Genomic DNA, 20,686 nt, shown 5'->3' with positions numbered 1-20,686 from the left:
TAACTCAGCGCCATTGGCACTGGGAATGAGGTCGGTACAGAGTGAAATTATGAGTGGTTTAAAACACCATCTCAGGAATATCACCATTAACAAGCAATTTACCTGCCGTTTTGCTAATAATTTCATCAACTGATACGCCTGGTGCGCGTTCTAGTAAATGAAATGCGCCGTCTTTTACTTCTAGAACGGCTAAATCAGTAACTATTTTTTTAACACAGTTAACGCCCGTTAGCGGTAACGTACAGCTTTCTAATAACTTAGAGTCGCCGTGTTTACTGGCATGGGTCATGGTAACAATAATGTTTTTTGCACCTGCGACTAAATCCATCGCTCCGCCCATGCCTTTAATTAATTTTTTAGGGATCATCCATGAGGCTATAGAACCGTTTTGGTCTACCTCAAACGCGCCCAGAACGGTTAAGTCTACATGACCACCCCGTATCATGGCAAAACTATCTGCACTATTAAATATAGCTGCACCGGTAGCTGCCGTCACGGTTTCTTTACCCGCGTTGATCATATCCGCATCAACAGTGGCTTTAGTAGGGTATTCGCCCATGCCTAAAAGACCATTTTCGGACTGTAGCATAACTTCTATGCCATCGGGTACATAGTTTGCGACGAGTGTCGGAATACCAATGCCCAAATTAACATAAAACCCATCTTGTAACTCTTGAGCTACGCGCATTGCGACTTGTTCACGTGATAATGCCATTGTTAGTGCTCCTGCTTAATCTCGTGTGGTAACACGTTCAATGCGTTTTTCAAAGTTACCTTTTATAACGCGGTTAACAAAAATTCCTGGCGTATGTATTTGGCTTGGCTCAAGTTCGCCTGGCTCAACAATTTCCTCTACTTCTGCAACGGTAATTTTACCCGCAGTAGCCGCCATTGGATTGAAGTTCATGGCTGTATGACGAAATACTAAGTTGCCGTAGCGATCCGCTTTCCATGCTTTTACAATAGCGAATTCACCGGTAATTGACTCTTCTAAAATATAAGGGCGACCATTAAACTCTTTTACTTCTTTACCCTCAGCAACCGGTGTGCCGTAACCTGTGGCTGTGTAAAAAGCAGGTATTCCTGCACCACCAGCACGCATTTTTTCAGCAAGAGTACCTTGTGGTGTAAGTTCTACATCAATCTCGCCACTGAGTAGCTGCTGTTCAAACAAGGCATTTTCACCAACGTATGAGGCGACTACTTTTTTAATTTGCTTGTCGTGCAGTAACAGCCCTAAACCAAAGTCATCAACACCACAGTTATTGGAAACAACGGTTAATTCTTTAGTTTGCATTTTTTTAATTTGGGCAATTAGCCCCTCAGGGATACCACATAAGCCAAAACCACCAGCTATTATTGTATCGCCGTCTTTTAAACCTTCCATTGCAGCTTCATAACTAGAAACTACTTTATCAAAACCGGCCATGAGTCACTCCTCATTCTGTGCTATGTAATTATTGTGCGTGTAATGCTGCAGAAACCTTGCTAGCAGGTTGTTTGTTCAGTGCACTCGTAATTTGCCAACCTGCCTCAGCAAGCCTTTGTAAATCAATTCCATGCTCAATGCCAAGCCCTTGCAGTAAGTATACAACATCTTCGGTGGCAACATTTCCTGACGCGCCTTTGGCATATGGGCAGCCACCAAGGCCGGCAACAGCACTGTCAACCGTTGCTATACCAAGGTTTAGAGCAGCGTAAATATTTGTGAGCGCTTGCCCGTATGTGTCATGAAAATGTACAGCAAGTTTAGATTTATCAATATGTTTAAGTAGCAATGTAAGTAGCTCTATTACTTTAGCGGGTGTGCCAACACCTATGGTGTCACCTAGGCTAATTTCATAACAGCCCATTTTTAAGAGTTTAGCAGCAACAGCCAGTACAGTATGAGGGTCAACATCTCCCTCATACGGGCAACCTAACACACAACTTACATAACCGCGCACGCGAATGTTATGCGCCTTTGCAAAAGCCATAACTTCACTAAAACGCGCCAAACTTTGCTCAATAGAGCAGTTAATATTTTTTTGGCAAAATGCTTCGCTCGCTGCGGTAAATATTGCAAATTCTTTAATACCTACAGCATCTGCTGCCTCTGCCCCTTTTAAATTAGGGGTAAGGGCACTGAGATTAACCTCAGGTAAATTAAGTGCGCTTATTACTTCACTAGAGTCTGCCATTTGTGGCACCCATTTAGGTGAGACAAACGCTCCAGCTTCTATGTCTTTTATGCCTGCAGCGGCGAGTGCGTTAATAAGCGTTATTTTATCAGCAGTTTCTACAGCGGCTTCATTTTGAAGTCCATCTCTGGCGCCCACTTCAACAATGCGCACTGCTTTAGGTAATAATGAACTCATATTAAGCGGGTTCCTCTGCAGTTGTGTCTTCAACTATGGCCAGTAAAGCGCCATGGCTTACCAGTTCACCCTCAGCAAAACAGTAACTTTTTAATACGCCATCATGTGGGGCATTAAGCGTGTATTCCATTTTCATTGCTTCAATTATAACCACTGCATCGCCTTTAGTAATGGTGCTTCCCACCTCTAACAAGTGTTTAACTACAGTACCATTAAGTGGGGCAGCAAGGGGTAATGCCTCATTTTCATGTGAGCTGATGAAATGTTTATCAACACATTCAAACTTAGTTTGCAGTGCTTGGTTCATTACAGTAATGGCATTATCAACGTGGCTAACATGCGCAGTGTGTTTAGCGCCATTAATCGATACGTTGCAGTAGCCATTAGTTAACTCACCTTGCACTTCAAAGGTGTTGTCATTAATGGTCATGCTATAGCCCTGCGCGGTTTTTATTGCGTTTAAGGGGGTATCGCTAAATGGAATGTTAACTTGTTGCGGCGCATTTAAACTAAACCCATGTAATTGTTGCCATGGATTTGCACTACTTGTATTACTACCAAGTGATGCTAAATACGCAAAACCTGCAATTAAGCGGCTAGTTTGTAATAAAGACGGGTCAATAGTAACTAACGCTTCACCTTGCTCTGCAATAAAGTGGGTGCTTGGAGCACCTTGTTTAAAGCGTGGATGAATCGCTAAATTATATAAAAAGCTGATATTAGTGCTAAATCCGGCTAAATGAAATTGTGTTAATGCTTGTTGTAAACGCGAAAGTGCTTGGTCGCGGTTATCATCATGAACAATAAGTTTGGCAATCATTGGATCGTAATACGGGCTTATTTCATCACCTTGGGCAATACCAGTATCAATACGTACATATTCACTGTTCGGGGGCGTATATAGTGCCTCAATAGTGCCAGAGCACGGAATAAAGTCATTACTTGGATCTTCAGCATAAATACGTGCTTCAAAGCTGTGTCCTTGTAGCTGAATATCTGCTTGCGCTAAAGGTAACGCTAAACCACTGGCTACATTAATTTGCCAATTAACTAAATCAACGCCTGTGACCATTTCACTCACTGGGTGCTCTACTTGCAAGCGAGTATTCATTTCCATGAAAAAGAACTCATCACCACAGAGTAAAAATTCCACAGTGCCAGCGCCTCGGTAGTCAATTGCTAGGGCACATCGTACCGCGGCTTCGCCCATTTCTTTTCGCAATGAGTCTGATAAACCGGGGGCAGGCGCTTCTTCAATCACTTTTTGATGCCGACGCTGCAATGAACAATCACGATCACCTAAATACACACAGTTGCCATAGTTATCAGCAAATACTTGTACTTCAACATGGCGTGGTTGGTCAACATAACGCTCAAGCAAAACCAGATCATTACCAAAACCGGCAGTAGCTTCACGTTTAGCACCTTCTAATGCGCTTATAAACTCACTGGCTTTTGAAACAATACGCATGCCTTTACCACCGCCACCAAAGGCCGCTTTGATAAGCACAGGGTAGCCAATTTTTTCAGCCTCAGCTTGTAAAAAGCTAGGGTCTTGTTTATCGCCATAATAACCTGGCACCAAAGGAACATTAGCGGCTGCCATAATTTCTTTTGCACGGGTCTTAGAGCCCATAGCTTCTATGCTGCTTGCTGGTGGCCCAATAAAGGCAATGTTATTGGCTTCACAAACATTAGCAAATTCGCTGTTTTCAGATAAAAATCCATAACCAGGGTGAATACAATCAGCGCCACTCATTTTGGCAACGTTTAGTATTTTATCTGCAACTAGGTATGAGTCTTTACTCGGCGCTGCACCAATATGGTAGGCTTCATCCGCCATTTTCACATGTTGAGCGTTTTTATCTGCATCTGAATAAACCGCAACTGTGGTCAAGCCCATTTGCTTTGCTGTTCGCATAATACGACAAGCAATCTCTCCGCGATTAGCAATCAGAATTTTTTGTAAGTGTACTGTGTTCATAATGCGTCCTAGAGTTGCCATTGGGGAGGGCGTTTTTCAAAAAAGGCAGTTAGACCTTCTTGACCTTCGTCTGATACACGAATTTTGGCTATACGTTCTTCAGTGAGCGCAATTATTTCGTTATCGATTTCTTTGTTTGCCACATCATTAATAAGCGCTTTAGCTGCTTTAACCGCTACCGGGCCATTATCTATCAGCGTTTGTAATAGGTTATCCAGTGCACAGTCTAAATTCCCTGTAATTTGGTGAACTAGCCCCAGCTGTTTAGCCATATGCGCATCAAATACTTCAGCCGTTAAGAAGTAACGACGAGCAGCGCGTTCACCAATAGCTTTTATTACATAAGGGCTTATAACAGCAGGAATTAAACCTAATTTAACTTCACTTAAACAAAATTGAGCGTCGTCTTTACTGAGCGCAATATCACAGCAAGCAATTAAGCCCAATGCGCCACCAAATGCTGCGCCTTGTACCGCACAAATAGTAGGGTGTGGGCTTTGTGCTAAAACTTGCATTAACTTAGCCAGCTGCATTGAATCGGCCAAATTATCGTTATAGTTGTTATCTGCCATCGATTTCATCCAGGCTAAATCGGCACCGGCTGAAAAGTGTTTACCCTCAGTTTTTAAGACAAGGGCACGAATATCGAGCGTATTAGCATGTTCAATACATTGAATAAGCTCATGGATAACGTCGCTATTAAAGGCATTGCGTTTTTCTGGGCGACTTAAAACAAGTACAGCCACATTAGATTTTGTTATTTGTAGTGTTACTGACATTTTAAGCTCCCATTACATTCTAAATACGCCAAATTTTGATTCACGCTCAGGAGCATTTTTAGCTGCGCTAAGTGCAAGCCCAAGAACATTGCGTGTATCGGCAGGGTCAATAATGCCATCATCCCATAAACGGGCGCTGGCATAATATGGGTGACCTTGCTGTTCGTATTGATCGATGATCGGCTTTTTAAAATCGCTAATTTGTTGCTCGCTCATGCTTTCGCCTTTGCGGGCTAAACCATCTTGTTTTACTTGCGCCATTACACCAGCGGCTTGTTCACCACCCATAACTGAAATACGAGCATTTGGCCACATCCACATCATGGTCGGTTCAAACGCTCGACCACACATACCATAGTTACCTGCACCGTATGAGCCACCGATTAAAATAGTAAATTTGGGTACGTCGGCACACGATACCGCCATCACCATTTTAGCGCCGTGTTTAGCAATGCCTTCAGACTCGTATTTTTTACCAACCATAAAGCCAGTGATGTTTTGTAAAAATACCAGTGGAATGTTGCGCTGAGCGCATAATTGAATAAAGTGTGCGCCTTTTTGCGCTGACTCACTAAATAAAATACCGTTGTTGGCCACTATGCCTACGGGATGACCATAAATGCTGGCAAAACCTGTTACCAGTGTTTCACCAAAGTAGCGTTTAAATTCATCAAACGATGAGTCATCGACAGTACGTGCAATGACCTCACGGACATCAAATGGCTTTTTGAGATCAGTACCGACAATGCCGTAAAGTTCGTTAATATCATAACGAGGGGCTTTTACTTCTTCTAGTAATGGTGAGGTAGGGCGCGAATAGTTAATTCGCTCAATACATTGGCGAGCAATCGACAAGGCATGAGCATCATTTTCTGCGTAATGATCGGCCACACCTGATGTTTTACAGTGTACATCGGCGCCACCAAGCTCTTCTGCAGTAACTACTTCACCGGTGGCAGCTTTTACCAGCGGCGGACCAGCTAAAAAGATAGTGCCTTGCTCTTTTACAATAATACTTTCATCGGCCATAGCAGGAACATACGCACCACCTGCAGTACATAACCCCATAACCACAGCAATTTGTGGAATGCCTTTACCCGACATACGCGCTTGATTATAAAAAATACGACCAAAATGCAGTTTGTCAGGGAATACGTCGTCTTGCTCAGGTAAGTTTGCGCCACCTGAGTCAACTAAATAAATACACGGTAAATGACAACGTTCGGCGATGTCTTGAGCGCGTAAATGCTTTTTAACAGTCAGCGGGAAATAGGTGCCGCCTTTTACTGTCGCATCATTAGCAATCACCATACATTCAACGCCTTTAACGCGACCAATACCTGCAACCACACCGGCACAAGGAATATCTTGTTCATAAACGCCAAAGGCAGCAAATTGCGATATTTCTAAAAATGGCGAGCCTTCATCTAGCAAAGTGGTAATACGGTCACGGACAAACAATTTACCGCGGCCTTCATGGCGCTCTTTTAGAGCAGCGCCGCCGCCTAAACGTATTGTTGCTGCTTTACCGCGTAAATCATCCACTAGCGCCGACATGTTGTTGTGATTTTGCACAAAATTTGGATCATGCGGATTAACGCTCGATTTTAAAATCGTCATAACTAATCCTTAGCGGCTTTCAGTGAATAATTCGCGACCAATTAACATACGGCGTATTTCTGAGGTGCCTGCACCAATTTCATACAATTTCGCATCACGCAGTAAACGACCTGTTGCGTATTCATTTATATAACCATTGCCGCCTAAAATTTGAATTGCGTCTAATGCCATTTTAGTTGCAAGCTCAGCAGCGTATAAAATTGCGCCAGCAGCGTCTTTACGGGTGGTTTCGCCGCGATCACATGCTTTTGCTACTGTGTACACATATGAGCGAGCTGCATTCATTTGTGTATACATATCAGCAATTTTGCCTTGTATTAACTGAAATTGACCAATAGGGCTGTCAAATTGCTTACGCTCATGGATGTAAGGCACCACAATATCCATACACGCTTGCATTATGCCAAGTGGGCCGGCCGCTAAAACAACACGCTCATAATCAAGGCCACTCATAAGTACCTTAACGCCTTCGTTTAAGTTACCTAAAATATTTTCTTCGGGTACTTCACAGTTTTCAAATACCAATTCACAGGTATTTGAACCACGCATGCCGAGCTTGTCGAGCTTTTGTGCGGTTGAAAAACCAGGGAATGTTTTTTCTACAATAAAGGCAGTAATCCCTTTAGCGCCGGCGTTTAAATCTGTTTTTGCATAAATTACCAACGTATCAGCGTCAGGGCCATTAGTGATCCACATTTTATTACCGTTTAAAATGTATTTATCGCCTTTTTTCTCTGCTTTAAGTTTCATAGAAACAACATCAGAGCCCGCGTTAGGCTCACTCATCGCCAGTGCACCAATGTGCTCGCCGCTAATTAGTTTAGGTAAGTATTTTTCTTTTTGTGCTTGTGAACCATTACGGTTTATTTGATTAACACACAGGTTTGAATGCGCACCGTAACTTAAACCAATAGAGGCACTTGCACGGCTAATTTCTTCCATGGCAATAACGTGCTCCAAATAGCCTAAGCCAGCACCACCAAACTCTTCATCCACGGTCATGCCAAGCACGCCCATTTCACCCATTTGCGGCCAAAGTTCATTGGGGAACGCATTATCAAGGTCAGTTTTTTCAGCTAGTGGGGCAATTTCTTGACTGGCAAAGCTGTTTACGTGACTGCGGATCATATCTGCAGTTTCGCCAAGGCCAAAGTTCATTTCTTTATATAGTGAAATAGTGCTCATGATTAATTCCTGTGTGTTGATGACGTTGTTATATTTTATTCATCTATTTTGCTAAGCGTGTCGCGACAGCGACGTTCAGCGGTGACCAGTTCCATAAGAACCACTTTAATGTCATCCATCTGTTGTGAAAGATCGGCTTTTTTCTCACTGATAAGGTCAAGCATAGTAACTAACTGTTTTGCACTTGATTTATCAGCATCATACAGTTCAAACAAACGACCTGTTTCAGCTAAGGTGAAACCTAAACGTTTACCGCGAAGTATTAGCTTAAGGCGTACCTTGTCGCGCTTTGAGTAAATACGTGTTTGACCATTGCGCTCTGGCGATATTAACCCTTGGTCTTCGTAAAAACGGATAGAGCGGGTGGTAATATCAAATTCTTTAGCCAATTCACTAATGCTAAAAGTTTGTTCGTTTTTAGCCGGCTCGTTGGCTGAATTTGCAAAGTTTGTTTGATTATCTGATTTCATTGTAATGTTTACCTCATTCGAATAACTCCAATATAAGTGAAGTTTACGTAAAGGTAAAGTGCGATCTGGTTGTTATACTTTAGACGTATAAAATAAAAGCGGAAATGCAGCAGAAGTTGAGTGTTTATAAACGTTATAAGCCAGTTAGACAGTATGTAATAAATTTTTAGCAAGCTAACTTTACAGTTTTTACACTAATTAGAAAGTTGATTTTAGATTTACGTTGGCGTAAACGTAAATTTTATGTATGCTCGTATTTATCAGATTAGTTTAAACATTAAGCTAAACATAATAAAACATGTTTGCGTTAATTGAAAATGGAGCCTTTTATGTCTTTCGAAAGCGTTGTAATTGTAGCAGCAAAACGCACCCCAATGGGTGGATTTATGGGCGCACTAAGTGATGCGCAGTCTACCGAATTAGGTGCTACGGCCATTGCAGGCGCACTTGCTCAAACGGGTTTAAGCAATGATGCAATTGATGAAGTAATTATGGGCTGCGTATTACCAGCCGGTTTAGGCCAAGCACCTGCGCGTCAAGCAATGCTTAAAGCGGGGCTTGCACTAAGCACCGGCGCTACCACTATTAATAAAGTATGTGGCTCTGGATTAAAAGCAGCGATGTTAGCGAATGACCTTATTAAAGCAGGTTCTATTGAATCAGCAATCGCTGGTGGTATGGAAAGCATGACCAATGCACCTTACTTTATTCCTAAAGCCCGCGGCGGTATGCGTATGGGGCATGGCGAAATCAAAGATCACATGATGAGTGATGGCCTAGAAGACGCCTACGACAATAAAGCAATGGGATGCTTTGCTCAAGACACAGCCGATGAATATGGTATTGGTCGTGAGCAAATGGATACGTTTGCACTGGGTTCATTAAGTAAAGCAAATGCAGCCATAGACAATGGGTGGTTTGATAACGAGATTACTCCGCACACTATTAAAACGCGTAAAGGCGATGTCACTGTTTCAATTGATGAGCAACCTGGCAACGCACGTCCTGAAAAAATTCCAAGCTTAAGAGCTGCATTTAAAAAAGACGGCACTATTACTGCCGCTAATTCATCGTCTATTTCAGATGGTGGTGCTGCGCTAATACTAATGAGCGAATCAAAAGCAAAAGCTGAGGGTTTAACACCACTTTGTAGAATTGTTGCTCACAGTACTCACTCTCAAAAACCAAGTGAATTTACCGTAGCCCCAGTGGGCGCAATGAACAGCGTTCTTGAAAAAGCTGGCTGGACAACCGCCGATGTTGATTTATGGGAAATTAATGAAGCGTTTGCCATGGTTACCATGTTGGCTATTAACGAATTAAAGCTTGATGAAAGCAAAGTTAATGTTAATGGTGGTGCGTGTGCATTGGGTCACCCAATCGGTGCCAGTGGCGCACGTATTTTAGTAACACTTATTCATGCGCTTAAAAACCGAGGCCTCAAAAAAGGCGTTGCGTCCTTGTGTATAGGTGGCGGTGAAGCCGTTGCTATGGCAGTCGAAGCACTTTAACTGATAACAAAGCCGCAGCAACTATAACAATCACAGCGCTGCGGCAATTAAATTGACTCAATAGGATTTATTATGCACCAAGTACCTTTACTAATTAACGGCGAGTTCGTTCAGTCAACGTCAAATGAATTAATTGATGTTGTAAACCCAGCTAATCAAGAAGTGCTCGCGCAAGTGCCATGCGCTACAGACGCAGAGATGGATGCGGCGATTGCATCAGCAAGCGAAACATTTAAAACATGGAAAGATGTGCCTATTACTGAGCGTGCGCGCATTATGATGAAATACGCGGCGCTATTAAAAGAAAACCATGATGAACTAGCCACTATTATTTGTCATGAGCTAGGCAAAACGTTTGAAGATGCAAAAGGTGATGTGTGGCGTGGTATTGAGGTAGTTGAACAAGCTGCTAATGCGCCGTCGTTAATGATGGGTGAAACCATGGAAAACGTAGCGCGCAAAATCGATACGTATTCTTACATGCAGCCACTGGGTGTGTGTGCAGGTATTACGCCATTTAACTTTCCGGCAATGATCCCATTGTGGATGTTCCCACTGGCAATTGTGTGTGGTAACACCTTTATTTTAAAACCGTCTGAGCAAGATCCACTTACTCCTATGCGCTTAGCTGAGCTATTTATTGAAGCCGGTGCACCAAAGGGCGTGTTACAAGTTGTGCACGGTACTAAACCACAAGTAGACCGCTTACTAGAAGACAAAGCCGTTCGTGCTATTTCATTTGTGGGTTCATGTGGTGTAGGTGCCTATATTTACTCTAAAGGCACACAAAACTTAAAACGTGTTCAAGCGTGTGTTGGCGCTAAAAACCACATGGTAATTATGCCTGATGCGAGTAAATCGCATGTTGTTAATAACCTTGTGGGTGCCTCTGTAGGTGCGGCAGGTCAGCGCTGTATGGGTATCTCTGTGGCGGTATTTGTTGGTCAAGCAAAAGACTGGGTTGATGAAATTAAAGCAGGATTTGAAGGTGTACGCCCAGGTGTTTGGGATGATGCAGACGCGGCTTATGGCCCACAAACATCGCCTGCTTCAAAAGCACGTATTTTATCACTGATTGCCGATGGTAAAGCACAAGGCGCTACCTGTTTAATTGATGGCTCTGATTTTACCGTTGAAGGTTACGAGCAAGGTAACTGGGTAGGTCCTACGTTATTTACTGATGTAACCAAAGATATGAACTTGTACAAAGAAGAGATTTTTGGCCCAGTATTGGCGTGTATGTTTGTTGATACCCTTGAAGAAGCCATTGCGCTTATTAACGAAAGCCCTTACGGCAATGGTACCTCACTATTTACCTCAAGTGGTGCGGTTGCACGTAAATTCCAACACGAAATTGAAGTGGGTCAAGTGGGGATTAATGTGCCAATTCCTGTGCCTTTACCATTTTTCTCGTTCACGGGTTGGAAAGGCTCATTCTACGGTGATACTCACACGTATGGTAAACAAGGTATTCGTTTTTACACAGAAACTAAAACCATTACCTCACGCTGGTTTGAAGATGATATCGCTTCAGGCCCAAATATGAGTATTAACCTTAAGTAACATTTTAACCGCATAATTAATAAAAAAGAGGGGCACAACACACAGTGTTGTCGCTCCTCACTAATAACTCCCTTGATGGGATGCACCGACAACAAACAAAACACAACAAGAGGTCTACCATGGACTTTAACTTATCTGAAGATCAACAAGCTTTTGCGCAAACGGCGCGTCAATTCGCAGAATCTGAACTAGCACCACATGCAGCTAAGTGGGATCGCGAACATATTTTCCCAAAAGACACCATTAAAGCCGCTGGTGAGCTTGGCTTTTGTGGCTTATACACGCCAGAAGAAGCCGGTGGCTTAGGTTTATCTCGTTTAGATTCAAGCATTATTTTTGAGCAACTTGCACTGGGTTGTACAGCTACCACGGCTATGCTGACCATTCATAATATGGCAACCTGGATGATCGCAAGCTTTGGCACCGATGCAGTAAAAGACAAATACGTTGAGCAATTGGTAATGGGCGAATTGTTAGCCTCTTACTGTTTAACTGAGCCAGGCTCTGGCTCTGATGCTGCGTCATTAAAAACTAAAGCAGTTCGTGATGGTGATGAGTATGTTATTAACGGCTCAAAAATGTTTATTTCAGGCGCCGGTGAAACAGAAATTTTAGTTGTAATGGCACGTACTGGGGAAGATGGCCCAAGTGGCATTTCAGCGTTTGTTGTACCAGCAGATGCCAAAGGTATTGAGTACGGCAAAGCAGAAGAAAAAATGGGTTGGAATGCCCAGCCAACACGCTTAATCAGTTTTGAAGATGTACGAATTCCAGCAGCAAACTTATTAGGCCAAGAAGGCGAAGGCTTTAAGTTTGCCATGCAAGGTTTAGATGGCGGTCGTATTAATATTGCCACTTGTTCTATTGGTACTGCACAAGCGGCACTTAATACCGCACGTGAGTATTTAAAAGAGCGTACCCAATTTGGTAAGCCATTGGCAGCATTTCAAGCGCTACAATTTAAAATTGCCGATATGAATACCGAGCTTGTAGCAGCGCGCCAAATGGTTCGACTCGCTGCGTTTAAACTTGACACTAACGACAGTGAAAAAACAACTTATTGTGCTATGGCTAAACGCTTTGCAACCGATATTGGTTTTACCGTGTGTAACGATGCGCTGCAAATTCATGGGGGCTACGGTTACATTAAAGAGTACCCACTTGAACGCCACGTACGCGATGTACGTGTTCATCAAATTTTAGAAGGCACTAACGAAATTATGCGCGTGATTATTGCACGTCGTATCTTAGCCGAATCAGCCAGCGAAGTTTTATAAGGAAATTAGTATGTCAAATCCTAGCATTGAATTAACTATTGAAGGCCATGTAGCTATTTTAACTATGTCGAATCCGCCAGCCAATACCTGGACGAAAGACACCTTAGTGGCGCTTAAAGACACAGTTAATCAGCTCAACACCAATAAAAATATTTATGCATTAGTACTGACTGGTGAAGGCGAGAAGTTTTTTAGCGCCGGTGCCGACCTAAATGTATTTGCCAGTGGCGACAAAGGTGTCGCCGCAGATATGTCATGTGTATTCGGTGAAGCGTTTGAAGCGCTAACTAATTTTAGAGGCGTGTCGGTTGCAGCTATTAATGGTTATGCAATGGGTGGCGGGCTTGAAGTAGCGCTTGCTTGTGATATTCGTATTGCAGAAGAGCAAGCACAAATGGCATTGCCTGAAGCAAAAGTGGGTTTATTACCCTGTGCTGGTGGAACGCAAAACTTAGCATGGTTAGTGGGTGAAGGCTGGGCAAAACGCATGATTTTATGCGGTGAGCGCTTAAAAGCCGATAAAGCGCTACAAATTGGCTTAGTGGAAGAAGTAGTGGCACAAGGTGAAAGCTTTGCTGCAGCACTAAAACTGGCAAACCAAGTGGCAGAGCAAAGCCCATCGTCGGTTGCTGCATGTAAAACATTGATTCAAAAAGGGCGTCATCAGCCAATGGCAAATGCATTGCCACTGGAGCGTGAACTGTTTGTTGGTTTATTTGATACAGAAGATCAGCAAGAGGGCGTTAACGCCTTTTTAGAAAAGCGTAAAGCTAATTGGGTGAATGGCTAATGAGTCAATTAACCCGTTTAAATTCAGCTGATGCTGCCGTGGTATTTGAAACGGCAACCACAGACAATGGCCGACTCATTGGTTTTGCAACGCTTAACGCGCCTAAGTCATTAAACGCGTTAAATTTTGAAATGATCAGCTTACTCGAGCCGCAACTACAACAATGGGACAAAGACGATAACATTGCATTAGTGGTTCTTAAAGGCGCAGGTGAAAAAGCATTTTGTGCCGGTGGCGATGTAGTGAGCTTACACAAAGCAATGAGTGAAGGTAAACCGAGCTCACTGGTTGAAGAGTTTTTTACTCAAGAGTATCAGCTCGATTACCTAATTCACTGCTACAACAAACCCATTTTAGTCTGGGGTAACGGTATTGTAATGGGCGGCGGTTTAGGTTTAATGGCCGGTGCCAGTCATCGTGTTGTTACTGAAACATCACGCATTGCCATGCCAGAGCAAACCATTGGTCTTTACCCTGATGTAGGTGGCAGTTATTTTTTACATAAAATGCCCGCCCATGTTGGTTTGTTTTTAGGGCTGACCTCGGCATCTATAAATTGTGAAGACGCTAAGCTTGTATCGCTTGCCGACCACTTTGTAAATGCCAATAAATACCCAGAGCTTGTTGAAGCGTTACTCAATACTAAATGGGGTAAAACAGCAAGTTTAAACCACGACAAGCTAAGTAACTTGCTTATTGAGTTAGATAACAACTCTAGCCGTATGCCTAAAGGCAATTTAAAAGCTAACTTATCGCTAATTCAAAAGTTAGGCGACTTTGACACGTTACAGCAGCAGGTAGATTACATTTTAAACCTAACCACAGATGACAAATGGCTACAACGTGCACAAAAATCGTTGGCGCATGGTTGTCCATTAAGTTGTGCTTTAGTGAGTGAGCAGCTTAAACACAGCAAAGGCAAAAACTTAGCTGACTGTTTTAAAATGGAATTAGGCATGTCGGTTCGTGCTGGCGAAGTGGGCGAGTTTCAAGAAGGTGTACGTGCCTTACTAATCGATAAAGACGGTACACCACAGTGGCAATTTAAAACCTTAGCTAATGTGCCAAGCGAAGTAGTAGAGAGCTTTTTTGCAAATCGCTTTGGCGAGCAACATCCGCTAGAGCCGTACTTTTCACAACTAAATTTACAAGGGTAAAGCGATGAGTAAACTTAATATAGGATTTATTGGTTTAGGTAACATGGGCGGCCCAATGGCAGCAAACTTAGTTAAAGCAGGCCACAGTGTGCGCGTTTTTGACTTAAGTGCAGAGGCCGTTAAAGAGCTTGTGAATCATGGGGCTAGTGCGGCGCAAAGCGCAAGTGACTGTGCGCACGAGGCTGATGTGCTAATTAGCATGCTACCGGCAAGCAAACATGTTAAATCACTTTATTTAGGCACAGACGAGCAATCGGGTTTAATTAAAGTACTAAGTAAAAGCACGTTAGTGATTGATTGTTCAACCATAGATGCACAATCAGCTCGTGATGTAGGCCATGCCCTTGGCGAGCAAGGCATTGCGTTTGTTGATGCACCTGTATCGGGTGGTGTAGCAGGCGCAACAGCGGGCACGTTAACCTTTATTGTGGGTGGTGAGCAAGCTGCATTCGATAAAGCCAATACTGTATTAGTCGATATGGGTAAAAACATATTCCATGCTGGTGATATTGGTGCAGGGCAAGTTGCTAAAATATGTAACAATATGCTGTTGAGTATTTTAATGGCAGGCACCAGTGAAGCCATTCAAATGGGAATTAATAACGGCCTCGATGCAAAAGTACTCAGCGACATAATGAGCGCAAGTTCGGGTCGTAACTGGACGTTAGAACTTTATAACCCCTGCCCAGGTGTTATGGAAACCGCACCAGCTAGTAACGACTATAAACCCGGTTTTATGGTTGATTTAATGGCTAAAGATTTAGGCCTTGCTATGGAAGCAGCGCAACAAAGTAATTCACTGACGCCAATGGGCTCAATGGCTAAAAATTTATACACTATGATGCAGCACCAAGGTGCAGGCAGTGATGATTTTAGTGCCATTTTTAAATTGTTTTCGAAGTAGGAAAGTATTGTGGAAATAAAAAATAATACCGTAGTTATTACCGGTGGCGCACAAGGCTTAGGTTTTGCAATGGCGCAAAAGTTTGCCTTAATGGGCGCTAATATTGCCTTAATTGATATGGCGCAAGCCCAGTTAAATGAAGCAACCGAGCAGCTATCTGCATTAGCTGGCGTAACAGGCACTATTAAAGGCTACAGCGCCAATGTAACCGTTGAGAGCGAAGTTGAAGACGTATTTAATACCATTAACAGTGACTTTGGACACATTGGGGTATTAATTAATAACGCCGGGATTTTACGCGATGGTATGTTTATAAAAGCCAAAGACGGCAAAGTGGTTAAAAAAATGTCGCTTGAACAATTTCAATCAGTGATTGACGTTAACCTAACAGGCGTATTTTTAGCAGGGCGCGAAGCTGCAAGCTACATGATTGAATCAGGCAAAGGTGGCGTAATTGTAAACATGTCGAGCGTAGCGCGTGCAGGTAATATTGGCCAAACTAACTATGCCGCCTCAAAAGCGGGGGTTGTGGCACTAACCACTACATGGGCTAAAGAACTTGGTCGTTTTGGTATTCGCGTTGGCGCTATTGCCCCAGGTGTTATTAGCACCGCCATGACCGATGTAATGAAGCCAGAAGCTAAACAGCGCATGCTAGCAGTAACACCCGTAGGGCGCTTAGGTGAAACCGCTGAAATAGCCCATACTGCTCAGTATATTATCGAAAACGACTTTTTCACTGGCCGTGTAGTAGAGATAGACGGCGGTATTCGTTTGTAAACTAATGTTTATAAACGTATGAGTGTTAGTTGATTAAAAAGCACAGCCCTTTGAGCTGTGCTTTTTTTGTTTTAAATCGAGGAGTTTATAATCTTGAAAAAGGTCTGATGTATCCGTAAACGTAGTACCTCCATTAATCGCATACCACTGCCATAAAGTAATCCACAGGGTAAATAATGCTTCGAAGAGCACACTTTAAAAAAATTATTTATTTCTTGTTGCGTTAAAACTACCGGTAGTTTAGTTACTCGTTTGCTCTTAAAAAAAACCTAATGATAATGAAAGTGGCTTTTTAATCGCTTCTTTAAATAAAAAGCTCAACGCATTTAAGGCTAGTGTTTGAGTGTTAGGAGCAACATTTTGTTGGTTGACTAATTGAACGACTTCATTGGCTCCCATCGTTGTTTGGTGCCTCATAGAGTTAAAGCGAATAAATGAAGCAATCCAGTATAAATACGCTTTAATGGTACTTTTAGCATAACGTTTTAGATACATTTGTTCGGCTATCATAGTTAAAAAAGGTTATTTCATGATATGAATCTCGTGAAAATATGACTGTACATCGACAGTATATGTTGTTGATCTCCACCATTTTGGTGTTTTTTTTATTTGTAAAAAATTAGACGTAGTTAACTAATTGTTTACAGGTGTTTATTTGATGGTTAAGATAAATGCATTGAAATATATGGACATTTGTCGGTTTATAAAACAACAAATGTCGTAGACAAAATTGTTATGCTTATGGAGTATGATTTGAGCAATTTCATTTATGGAGAGTTATTACCTTTATTCGGAGGTGGGGCTGTAATTATTTTAGCTATGTCTGCATGGCTAGGTAAATTATGGTCAAAGAGGATAATCCAAAATGAAAAATCTAATTTAGACAAGAAGCTAGAAAGTGAAAAAGCGCTCTATGTAGCAAATTTAGAAGTTACGAAAGCAGAGCTTACTGAAAAAGCAAAACTATTCGAGCATAGATTAAATACTATTAGTCAAAAGCGATTTGATGCGATCACTGAAAATTATGAATTACTAGCGGATGTTTGGTTGCAATGCCGGTGGGCAATTCAACCCGATGAATTAGGCAGAGATAAACCACCTGCAATTGAAAGAATGGATAAGGCAGCTTTGGCTCTTGATACGTACTTTCATGACTTTGAAAAGAAAAAGTTATACTTATCGGATACTTCGCAAAAATCAGTTTATAGTTTTCTAACCAGTGTATGGGAAAGCTTAACTAAACTTAGAGTTTTCGCCCAGTCAAACGATTCACATGAACAACGTTTACAAGAACTTTATGGTCCTTGGATTCATGAACATTTGCCTAAATTAAATGCTGCCCGAAGTGAAATTGAAGCCGAATATAAATATATAATTGGCGTAGATAAGCATAACAAGCACTTTAAGCCGTAACTCCAATAGTTGGTTGAATTTCGCTACGCTACACAATTTAGCCAACTATTTCCGTCCGCTTAAGTGGGGGTTAGCCATTTCGAGACTATCTAATTAAATTATGTTTTTAAAAACTTACGAAGAAATTAAATCAGCATCATTACTAAAGTGGCTTTCCATAGTCTCAGACTTAGCTACGATTCTTGGTGTTTCAGTTGCAACCTTGGTCGCTGGTCCGTTTCTGGGAAACTTGTCGGGTTTGGGGTTTGATACAACGGAATTTTTATGGGCAGTGTTTTTCTATTTTGTATACATCTTAGCTCTAGTGGGTAGTAGCCTTTTCTTTGTAAGGCTTACAGTTAACTATTTCAAAAATAGTATATTTTCAGGGGCGATATCACTCAGTGCATTGGTACTGTCGTGGGCGATATGGTTCTCGTTGTCAGATTCTCTTGAAAGCTATTTTGGAACGTTGACTGGTAGCAGGTATATGCTGGTTGCTAAACCTCAACTTGCCATCGATAAGTTTGAAAACATAGAGATAAAGGAAGTAGGTAGCAGTACGTTTATTAAAGGGAAAGTAGCTTTAAACTCAGGTTATGTTCCTAGCGATTATGTTGTTTCACTCTACTCAATGAACACTGATACGGGTGAGTACGAATATAGGTATGTTGGTTTAAACAAAACATCATCAAATATCAATGCTGATGGTTGGTTTTCGTTGCCTAAGGTAAAAGTTGACAGTCAAGGGCTAAAAAAATCTTATTTAGTGATTTATAGATTATCTGATGAAGGTAAGTATATGGGAACTGTGTTTCCTAATAAGCTTACTCAGGTGCCGTCCGCAAGCATGGAAGGGTTAGGGGCTGTAGTGGAAAGGTTAGACAAATGGCTAACAAACAATTAAACAGTGATTCGCAATGCTTGGCGCTCAGTTTCTATTGTAGTTAATAGTAGAGGGGCAACGATATATATATTTAAAAAAACAATGTACAACTTAATTAACATAAGGAAATCACTATGAATCGTAGTCTGAGTTCAATCATACTATTACTATTATCACAAACTACACAAGCGGAAAGCTATGTACAAGATAGCTTTATTTTATCTCCACAAAGTCAACCATCTATATATGAATATTTGGACTGTAATGGTTCAATATCACAAAAATGGTATGAAGGTCTGCCTGGTAACCTTGATGATTACAAAAATACAGCTGTAAGATTTGTTAGAAGTGGAAATAAAACAACATCTTCTTGTAGTAATCAAACTGATCGAGTAGAGCTACATGCTAAAAACATCCCTCCTCAATCAATTACTCCTGGTGAAACAAGAAATTCAAGATGGTTTGCATTCAGCTTTAAAGTGACAAACACATCCCCTTTATCTACAGAATATAAAAAATATGATGCAAGCGGAAATGAGATAAGCTCTGAATATCCTGGCGCTATAATATTTCAACAATGGTTTACTTCTCAAATGGGGCCAAAAACACAATTTTATTTAAGTGAACAGGATGGGAAACTTTCAATTAATTTTTTACATCAAATAGTTTGTGGCACAAGCCCTGCAAATGATTATATAGTTATAGATCGCGACAATGATGGTAATTTGGAAAGGGAATATAATACCGATAATTATAAGGATACCTTAAGAAACAATGATAATGAAAAGCTATGTAAGACTAATGACAATAATTACATTGATGGAAGCGAAGTTGTAGCTCATTTACCAGATAAAAGTGATACAGTTTTATTTATAAGAAAAGCTCGTTTCGATAGTGAGGAAATAACCATAGACACATGGTACCACGTGAGGTTGGAGGTTATAGCTGATGCACCTGTTGATGGACGTGAAATAGCATTCGGTAAAGTAAGTGCAGCTATAAAGTCAACCGATGGTTCATGGAAAGCTTTTAGTTATCAATACCAAGGTAATCGTCAAGCATATTTTTATACTTTTACACATGAAGTGGATGAAAATAATGAAATGATACCAAACCAAAATAAATTTGGTTGGTACGGAAAAGCCGCTTATGGAACATACGGATATATTTATTTCGATGAAGTTCACATAAATGACTATTTTGGAGCTTTACCACTTATTTATCGGAATTAGATAAATATAGGTAGCGATGAGACTGAGTTATTGGCTAGAGCGTATAGACGGTGACTTTGTTTTATTTGAATTTGGTAATTAATATTTAAAAATATTTAGCAAACTATTATCAGTCTTTTAAATGGGCGTTAGAGTTTTATCAAATGAAAATAGTACGCTGGGCGATTCTTCTCCTAATTTTCTCAATTATTTATTTATATTTCTTTGGTGTTGAACCTGACAGAAAAGTAATTTTAGATCGAGAAAATGATATTACAGAAATCACTTTGATTAATAAAAATTTTGAAAATAATCGTTATTACCCAAACACTAGTTTAGGTTATTTGAGGTGGCTTAATTTTGAAAAAATAAATTTCAAAGTGGAGCAATTTCATCAAATAGGTTCTGGTGCTTCTTTAATACAACCAATAGAAAAAACGTCAAAATTTGTAGTAGAAAATATCATTGAGAGTAGAGATATTTATAACCGTAAGTATTACTTTCAAAGAACTTATATTAAAAACCAAGTTTCAGGCGACATTTTAGCTTATAAAGAATGGAAGTGTTCAAATAGCAACTGCGATATATCTTCTGATAACTCGAAAGGCTGGCAAGGTCAATATGGCGCTCTATTCGTTAGGGAAGTTCTAAATCCAACATTACCTATTAAGGGCGCGGTAGGAGTTATACCTTACCCAAAAACAGCTTATACCTATTTACCTATAAAAAATAAAATTTTAAAAATAGAAAAAGTGCGAAAAAACCTATTTAATTGTCCTGATAGCTTTTCTATTTTAGCAAGAAAAGATATACCTGCTAG

At 41.2% G+C, this 20,686-nt stretch carries 20 protein-coding genes; 11 read left to right on the top strand and 9 right to left on the bottom strand.

Annotation, left to right across the window (positions count from 1 at the left end; translation table 11 throughout):
* Window positions 1-58: 58 nt before the first annotated feature.
* The 8 genes from QL989_RS16710 to QL989_RS16675 are packed head-to-tail and all read right to left on the bottom strand — an operon-like array spanning window position 59 to window position 8,395.
* Window positions 59-715, bottom strand: coding sequence for a 3-oxoacid CoA-transferase subunit B (locus QL989_RS16710; RefSeq protein ID WP_008114705.1), 657 nt, complete (start codon window positions 713-715; stop codon window positions 59-61).
* 15 nt (window positions 716-730) lie between these two features.
* Window positions 731-1,429, bottom strand: a complete 699-nt coding sequence (locus QL989_RS16705; protein WP_008114703.1) for a CoA transferase subunit A — start codon at window positions 1,427-1,429, stop codon at window positions 731-733.
* 28 nt (window positions 1,430-1,457) lie between these two features.
* Window positions 1,458-2,357, bottom strand: a complete 900-nt coding sequence (locus QL989_RS16700; protein WP_008114701.1) for a hydroxymethylglutaryl-CoA lyase — start codon at window positions 2,355-2,357, stop codon at window positions 1,458-1,460.
* Window position 2,358: 1 nt separating this feature from the next.
* The gene (locus QL989_RS16695) at window positions 2,359-4,341 is read right to left on the bottom strand and encodes an acetyl/propionyl/methylcrotonyl-CoA carboxylase subunit alpha (protein ID WP_290171290.1); all 1,983 of its coding nucleotides are present in this window, start codon (window positions 4,339-4,341) and stop codon (window positions 2,359-2,361) included.
* Window positions 4,342-4,349: 8 nt separating this feature from the next.
* On the bottom strand, window positions 4,350-5,120 hold the full coding sequence (locus QL989_RS16690; protein ID WP_290171289.1) for an enoyl-CoA hydratase/isomerase family protein: 771 nt from the start codon (window positions 5,118-5,120) through the stop codon (window positions 4,350-4,352).
* Between the two features lie 12 nt (window positions 5,121-5,132).
* Window positions 5,133-6,740: a carboxyl transferase domain-containing protein gene (locus tag QL989_RS16685; RefSeq protein ID WP_290171288.1), complete on the bottom strand. Its 1,608-nt coding sequence runs from the start codon at window positions 6,738-6,740 to the stop codon at window positions 5,133-5,135.
* Between the two features lie 9 nt (window positions 6,741-6,749).
* The gene (locus QL989_RS16680; protein WP_008114693.1) at window positions 6,750-7,925 is read right to left on the bottom strand and encodes an isovaleryl-CoA dehydrogenase; all 1,176 of its coding nucleotides are present in this window, start codon (window positions 7,923-7,925) and stop codon (window positions 6,750-6,752) included.
* Window positions 7,926-7,960: 35 nt separating this feature from the next.
* Window positions 7,961-8,395 (bottom strand): MerR family DNA-binding transcriptional regulator, encoded by a 435-nt coding sequence (locus QL989_RS16675; RefSeq protein ID WP_008114692.1) that lies wholly within the window; start codon window positions 8,393-8,395, stop codon window positions 7,961-7,963.
* Between the two features lie 329 nt (window positions 8,396-8,724).
* Here QL989_RS16675 and QL989_RS16670 point away from each other — a divergent pair, with 329 nt between their 5' ends.
* The 7 genes from QL989_RS16670 (at window position 8,725) to QL989_RS16640 (ending at window position 16,377) form a co-directional block, all read left to right on the top strand.
* Window positions 8,725-9,906: a thiolase family protein gene (locus tag QL989_RS16670; protein WP_010389953.1), complete on the top strand. Its 1,182-nt coding sequence runs from the start codon at window positions 8,725-8,727 to the stop codon at window positions 9,904-9,906.
* Between the two features lie 72 nt (window positions 9,907-9,978).
* Window positions 9,979-11,469 (top strand): CoA-acylating methylmalonate-semialdehyde dehydrogenase, encoded by a 1,491-nt coding sequence (locus QL989_RS16665; protein ID WP_290171286.1) that lies wholly within the window; start codon window positions 9,979-9,981, stop codon window positions 11,467-11,469.
* Window positions 11,470-11,588: 119 nt separating this feature from the next.
* Window positions 11,589-12,746 (top strand): acyl-CoA dehydrogenase family protein, encoded by a 1,158-nt coding sequence (locus tag QL989_RS16660; protein ID WP_290171284.1) that lies wholly within the window; start codon window positions 11,589-11,591, stop codon window positions 12,744-12,746.
* A 10-nt stretch (window positions 12,747-12,756) separates the two neighbouring features.
* Window positions 12,757-13,536: an enoyl-CoA hydratase gene (locus QL989_RS16655; RefSeq protein WP_036982737.1), complete on the top strand. Its 780-nt coding sequence runs from the start codon at window positions 12,757-12,759 to the stop codon at window positions 13,534-13,536.
* Window positions 13,536-14,693, top strand: a complete 1,158-nt coding sequence (locus QL989_RS16650) for an enoyl-CoA hydratase/isomerase family protein (protein WP_290171282.1) — start codon at window positions 13,536-13,538, stop codon at window positions 14,691-14,693. The genes QL989_RS16655 and QL989_RS16650 overlap by 1 nt, the downstream gene beginning before the upstream one ends.
* Before the next feature lie 4 nt (window positions 14,694-14,697).
* The gene (gene mmsB / locus QL989_RS16645; RefSeq protein WP_075169250.1) at window positions 14,698-15,597 is read left to right on the top strand and encodes a 3-hydroxyisobutyrate dehydrogenase; all 900 of its coding nucleotides are present in this window, start codon (window positions 14,698-14,700) and stop codon (window positions 15,595-15,597) included.
* Between the two features lie 9 nt (window positions 15,598-15,606).
* The gene (locus QL989_RS16640) at window positions 15,607-16,377 is read left to right on the top strand and encodes an SDR family oxidoreductase (RefSeq protein WP_290171278.1); all 771 of its coding nucleotides are present in this window, start codon (window positions 15,607-15,609) and stop codon (window positions 16,375-16,377) included.
* A 258-nt stretch (window positions 16,378-16,635) separates the two neighbouring features.
* On the opposite strand, the gene QL989_RS16635 is transcribed toward QL989_RS16640, so the two are convergent.
* A complete protein-coding gene (locus QL989_RS16635) occupies window positions 16,636-16,872 on the bottom strand; it encodes a site-specific integrase (RefSeq protein ID WP_290171277.1) in 237 nt (78 codons plus the stop codon).
* 258 nt (window positions 16,873-17,130) lie between these two features.
* On the opposite strand from QL989_RS16635, the gene QL989_RS16630 reads away from it, so the two are divergent.
* The 4 genes from QL989_RS16630 to QL989_RS16615 form a co-directional block, all read left to right on the top strand.
* Window positions 17,131-17,790, top strand: coding sequence for a hypothetical protein (locus QL989_RS16630; protein WP_290171275.1), 660 nt, complete (start codon window positions 17,131-17,133; stop codon window positions 17,788-17,790).
* Between the two features lie 100 nt (window positions 17,791-17,890).
* Window positions 17,891-18,676 carry a hypothetical protein gene (locus QL989_RS16625; RefSeq protein WP_290171272.1) on the top strand — a complete coding sequence of 262 codons (786 nt, stop codon included), beginning with the start codon at window positions 17,891-17,893 and terminating at the stop codon, window positions 18,674-18,676.
* A gap of 113 nt (window positions 18,677-18,789) precedes the next feature.
* Complete coding sequence (locus QL989_RS16620; RefSeq protein WP_290171270.1) at window positions 18,790-19,887, top strand: hypothetical protein; 1,098 nt, start codon at window positions 18,790-18,792, stop codon at window positions 19,885-19,887.
* 143 nt (window positions 19,888-20,030) lie between these two features.
* Window positions 20,031-20,686: hypothetical protein (locus tag QL989_RS16615; RefSeq protein ID WP_290171268.1), on the top strand; the 656-nt coding region annotated here is incomplete at its 3' end.

This window comes from Pseudoalteromonas sp. APC 3224 (assembly GCF_030407535.1).
Classification (GTDB): Bacteria; Pseudomonadota; Gammaproteobacteria; order Enterobacterales; family Alteromonadaceae; genus Pseudoalteromonas.
The sequence above is the reverse complement of the archived record's forward strand: the minus strand, read 5'-3'. Positions and strand labels throughout refer to the sequence as shown.

Excerpts from the sequence above, each read along its gene's own strand:
- QL989_RS16710 (WP_008114705.1), bottom strand. The coding sequence starts at position 715 with ATGGCATTATCACGTGAACAAGTCGCAATGCGCGTAGCTCAAGAGTTA.
- QL989_RS16705 (WP_008114703.1), bottom strand. The coding sequence starts at position 1,429 with ATGGCCGGTTTTGATAAAGTAGTTTCTAGTTATGAAGCTGCAATGGAA.
- QL989_RS16700 (WP_008114701.1), bottom strand. The coding sequence starts at position 2,357 with ATGAGTTCATTATTACCTAAAGCAGTGCGCATTGTTGAAGTGGGCGCC.
- QL989_RS16695 (WP_290171290.1), bottom strand. The coding sequence starts at position 4,341 with ATGAACACAGTACACTTACAAAAAATTCTGATTGCTAATCGCGGAGAG.
- QL989_RS16690 (WP_290171289.1), bottom strand. The coding sequence starts at position 5,120 with ATGTCAGTAACACTACAAATAACAAAATCTAATGTGGCTGTACTTGTT.
- QL989_RS16685 (WP_290171288.1), bottom strand. The coding sequence starts at position 6,740 with ATGACGATTTTAAAATCGAGCGTTAATCCGCATGATCCAAATTTTGTG.
- QL989_RS16680 (WP_008114693.1), bottom strand. The coding sequence starts at position 7,925 with ATGAGCACTATTTCACTATATAAAGAAATGAACTTTGGCCTTGGCGAA.
- QL989_RS16675 (WP_008114692.1), bottom strand. The coding sequence starts at position 8,395 with ATGAAATCAGATAATCAAACAAACTTTGCAAATTCAGCCAACGAGCCG.
- QL989_RS16670 (WP_010389953.1), top strand. The coding sequence starts at position 8,725 with ATGTCTTTCGAAAGCGTTGTAATTGTAGCAGCAAAACGCACCCCAATG.
- QL989_RS16665 (WP_290171286.1), top strand. The coding sequence starts at position 9,979 with ATGCACCAAGTACCTTTACTAATTAACGGCGAGTTCGTTCAGTCAACG.
- QL989_RS16660 (WP_290171284.1), top strand. The coding sequence starts at position 11,589 with ATGGACTTTAACTTATCTGAAGATCAACAAGCTTTTGCGCAAACGGCG.
- QL989_RS16655 (WP_036982737.1), top strand. The coding sequence starts at position 12,757 with ATGTCAAATCCTAGCATTGAATTAACTATTGAAGGCCATGTAGCTATT.
- QL989_RS16650 (WP_290171282.1), top strand. The coding sequence starts at position 13,536 with ATGAGTCAATTAACCCGTTTAAATTCAGCTGATGCTGCCGTGGTATTT.
- mmsB (WP_075169250.1), top strand. The coding sequence starts at position 14,698 with ATGAGTAAACTTAATATAGGATTTATTGGTTTAGGTAACATGGGCGGC.
- QL989_RS16635 (WP_290171277.1), bottom strand. The coding sequence starts at position 16,872 with ATGTATCTAAAACGTTATGCTAAAAGTACCATTAAAGCGTATTTATAC.
- QL989_RS16625 (WP_290171272.1), top strand. The coding sequence starts at position 17,891 with ATGTTTTTAAAAACTTACGAAGAAATTAAATCAGCATCATTACTAAAG.
- QL989_RS16620 (WP_290171270.1), top strand. The coding sequence starts at position 18,790 with ATGAATCGTAGTCTGAGTTCAATCATACTATTACTATTATCACAAACT.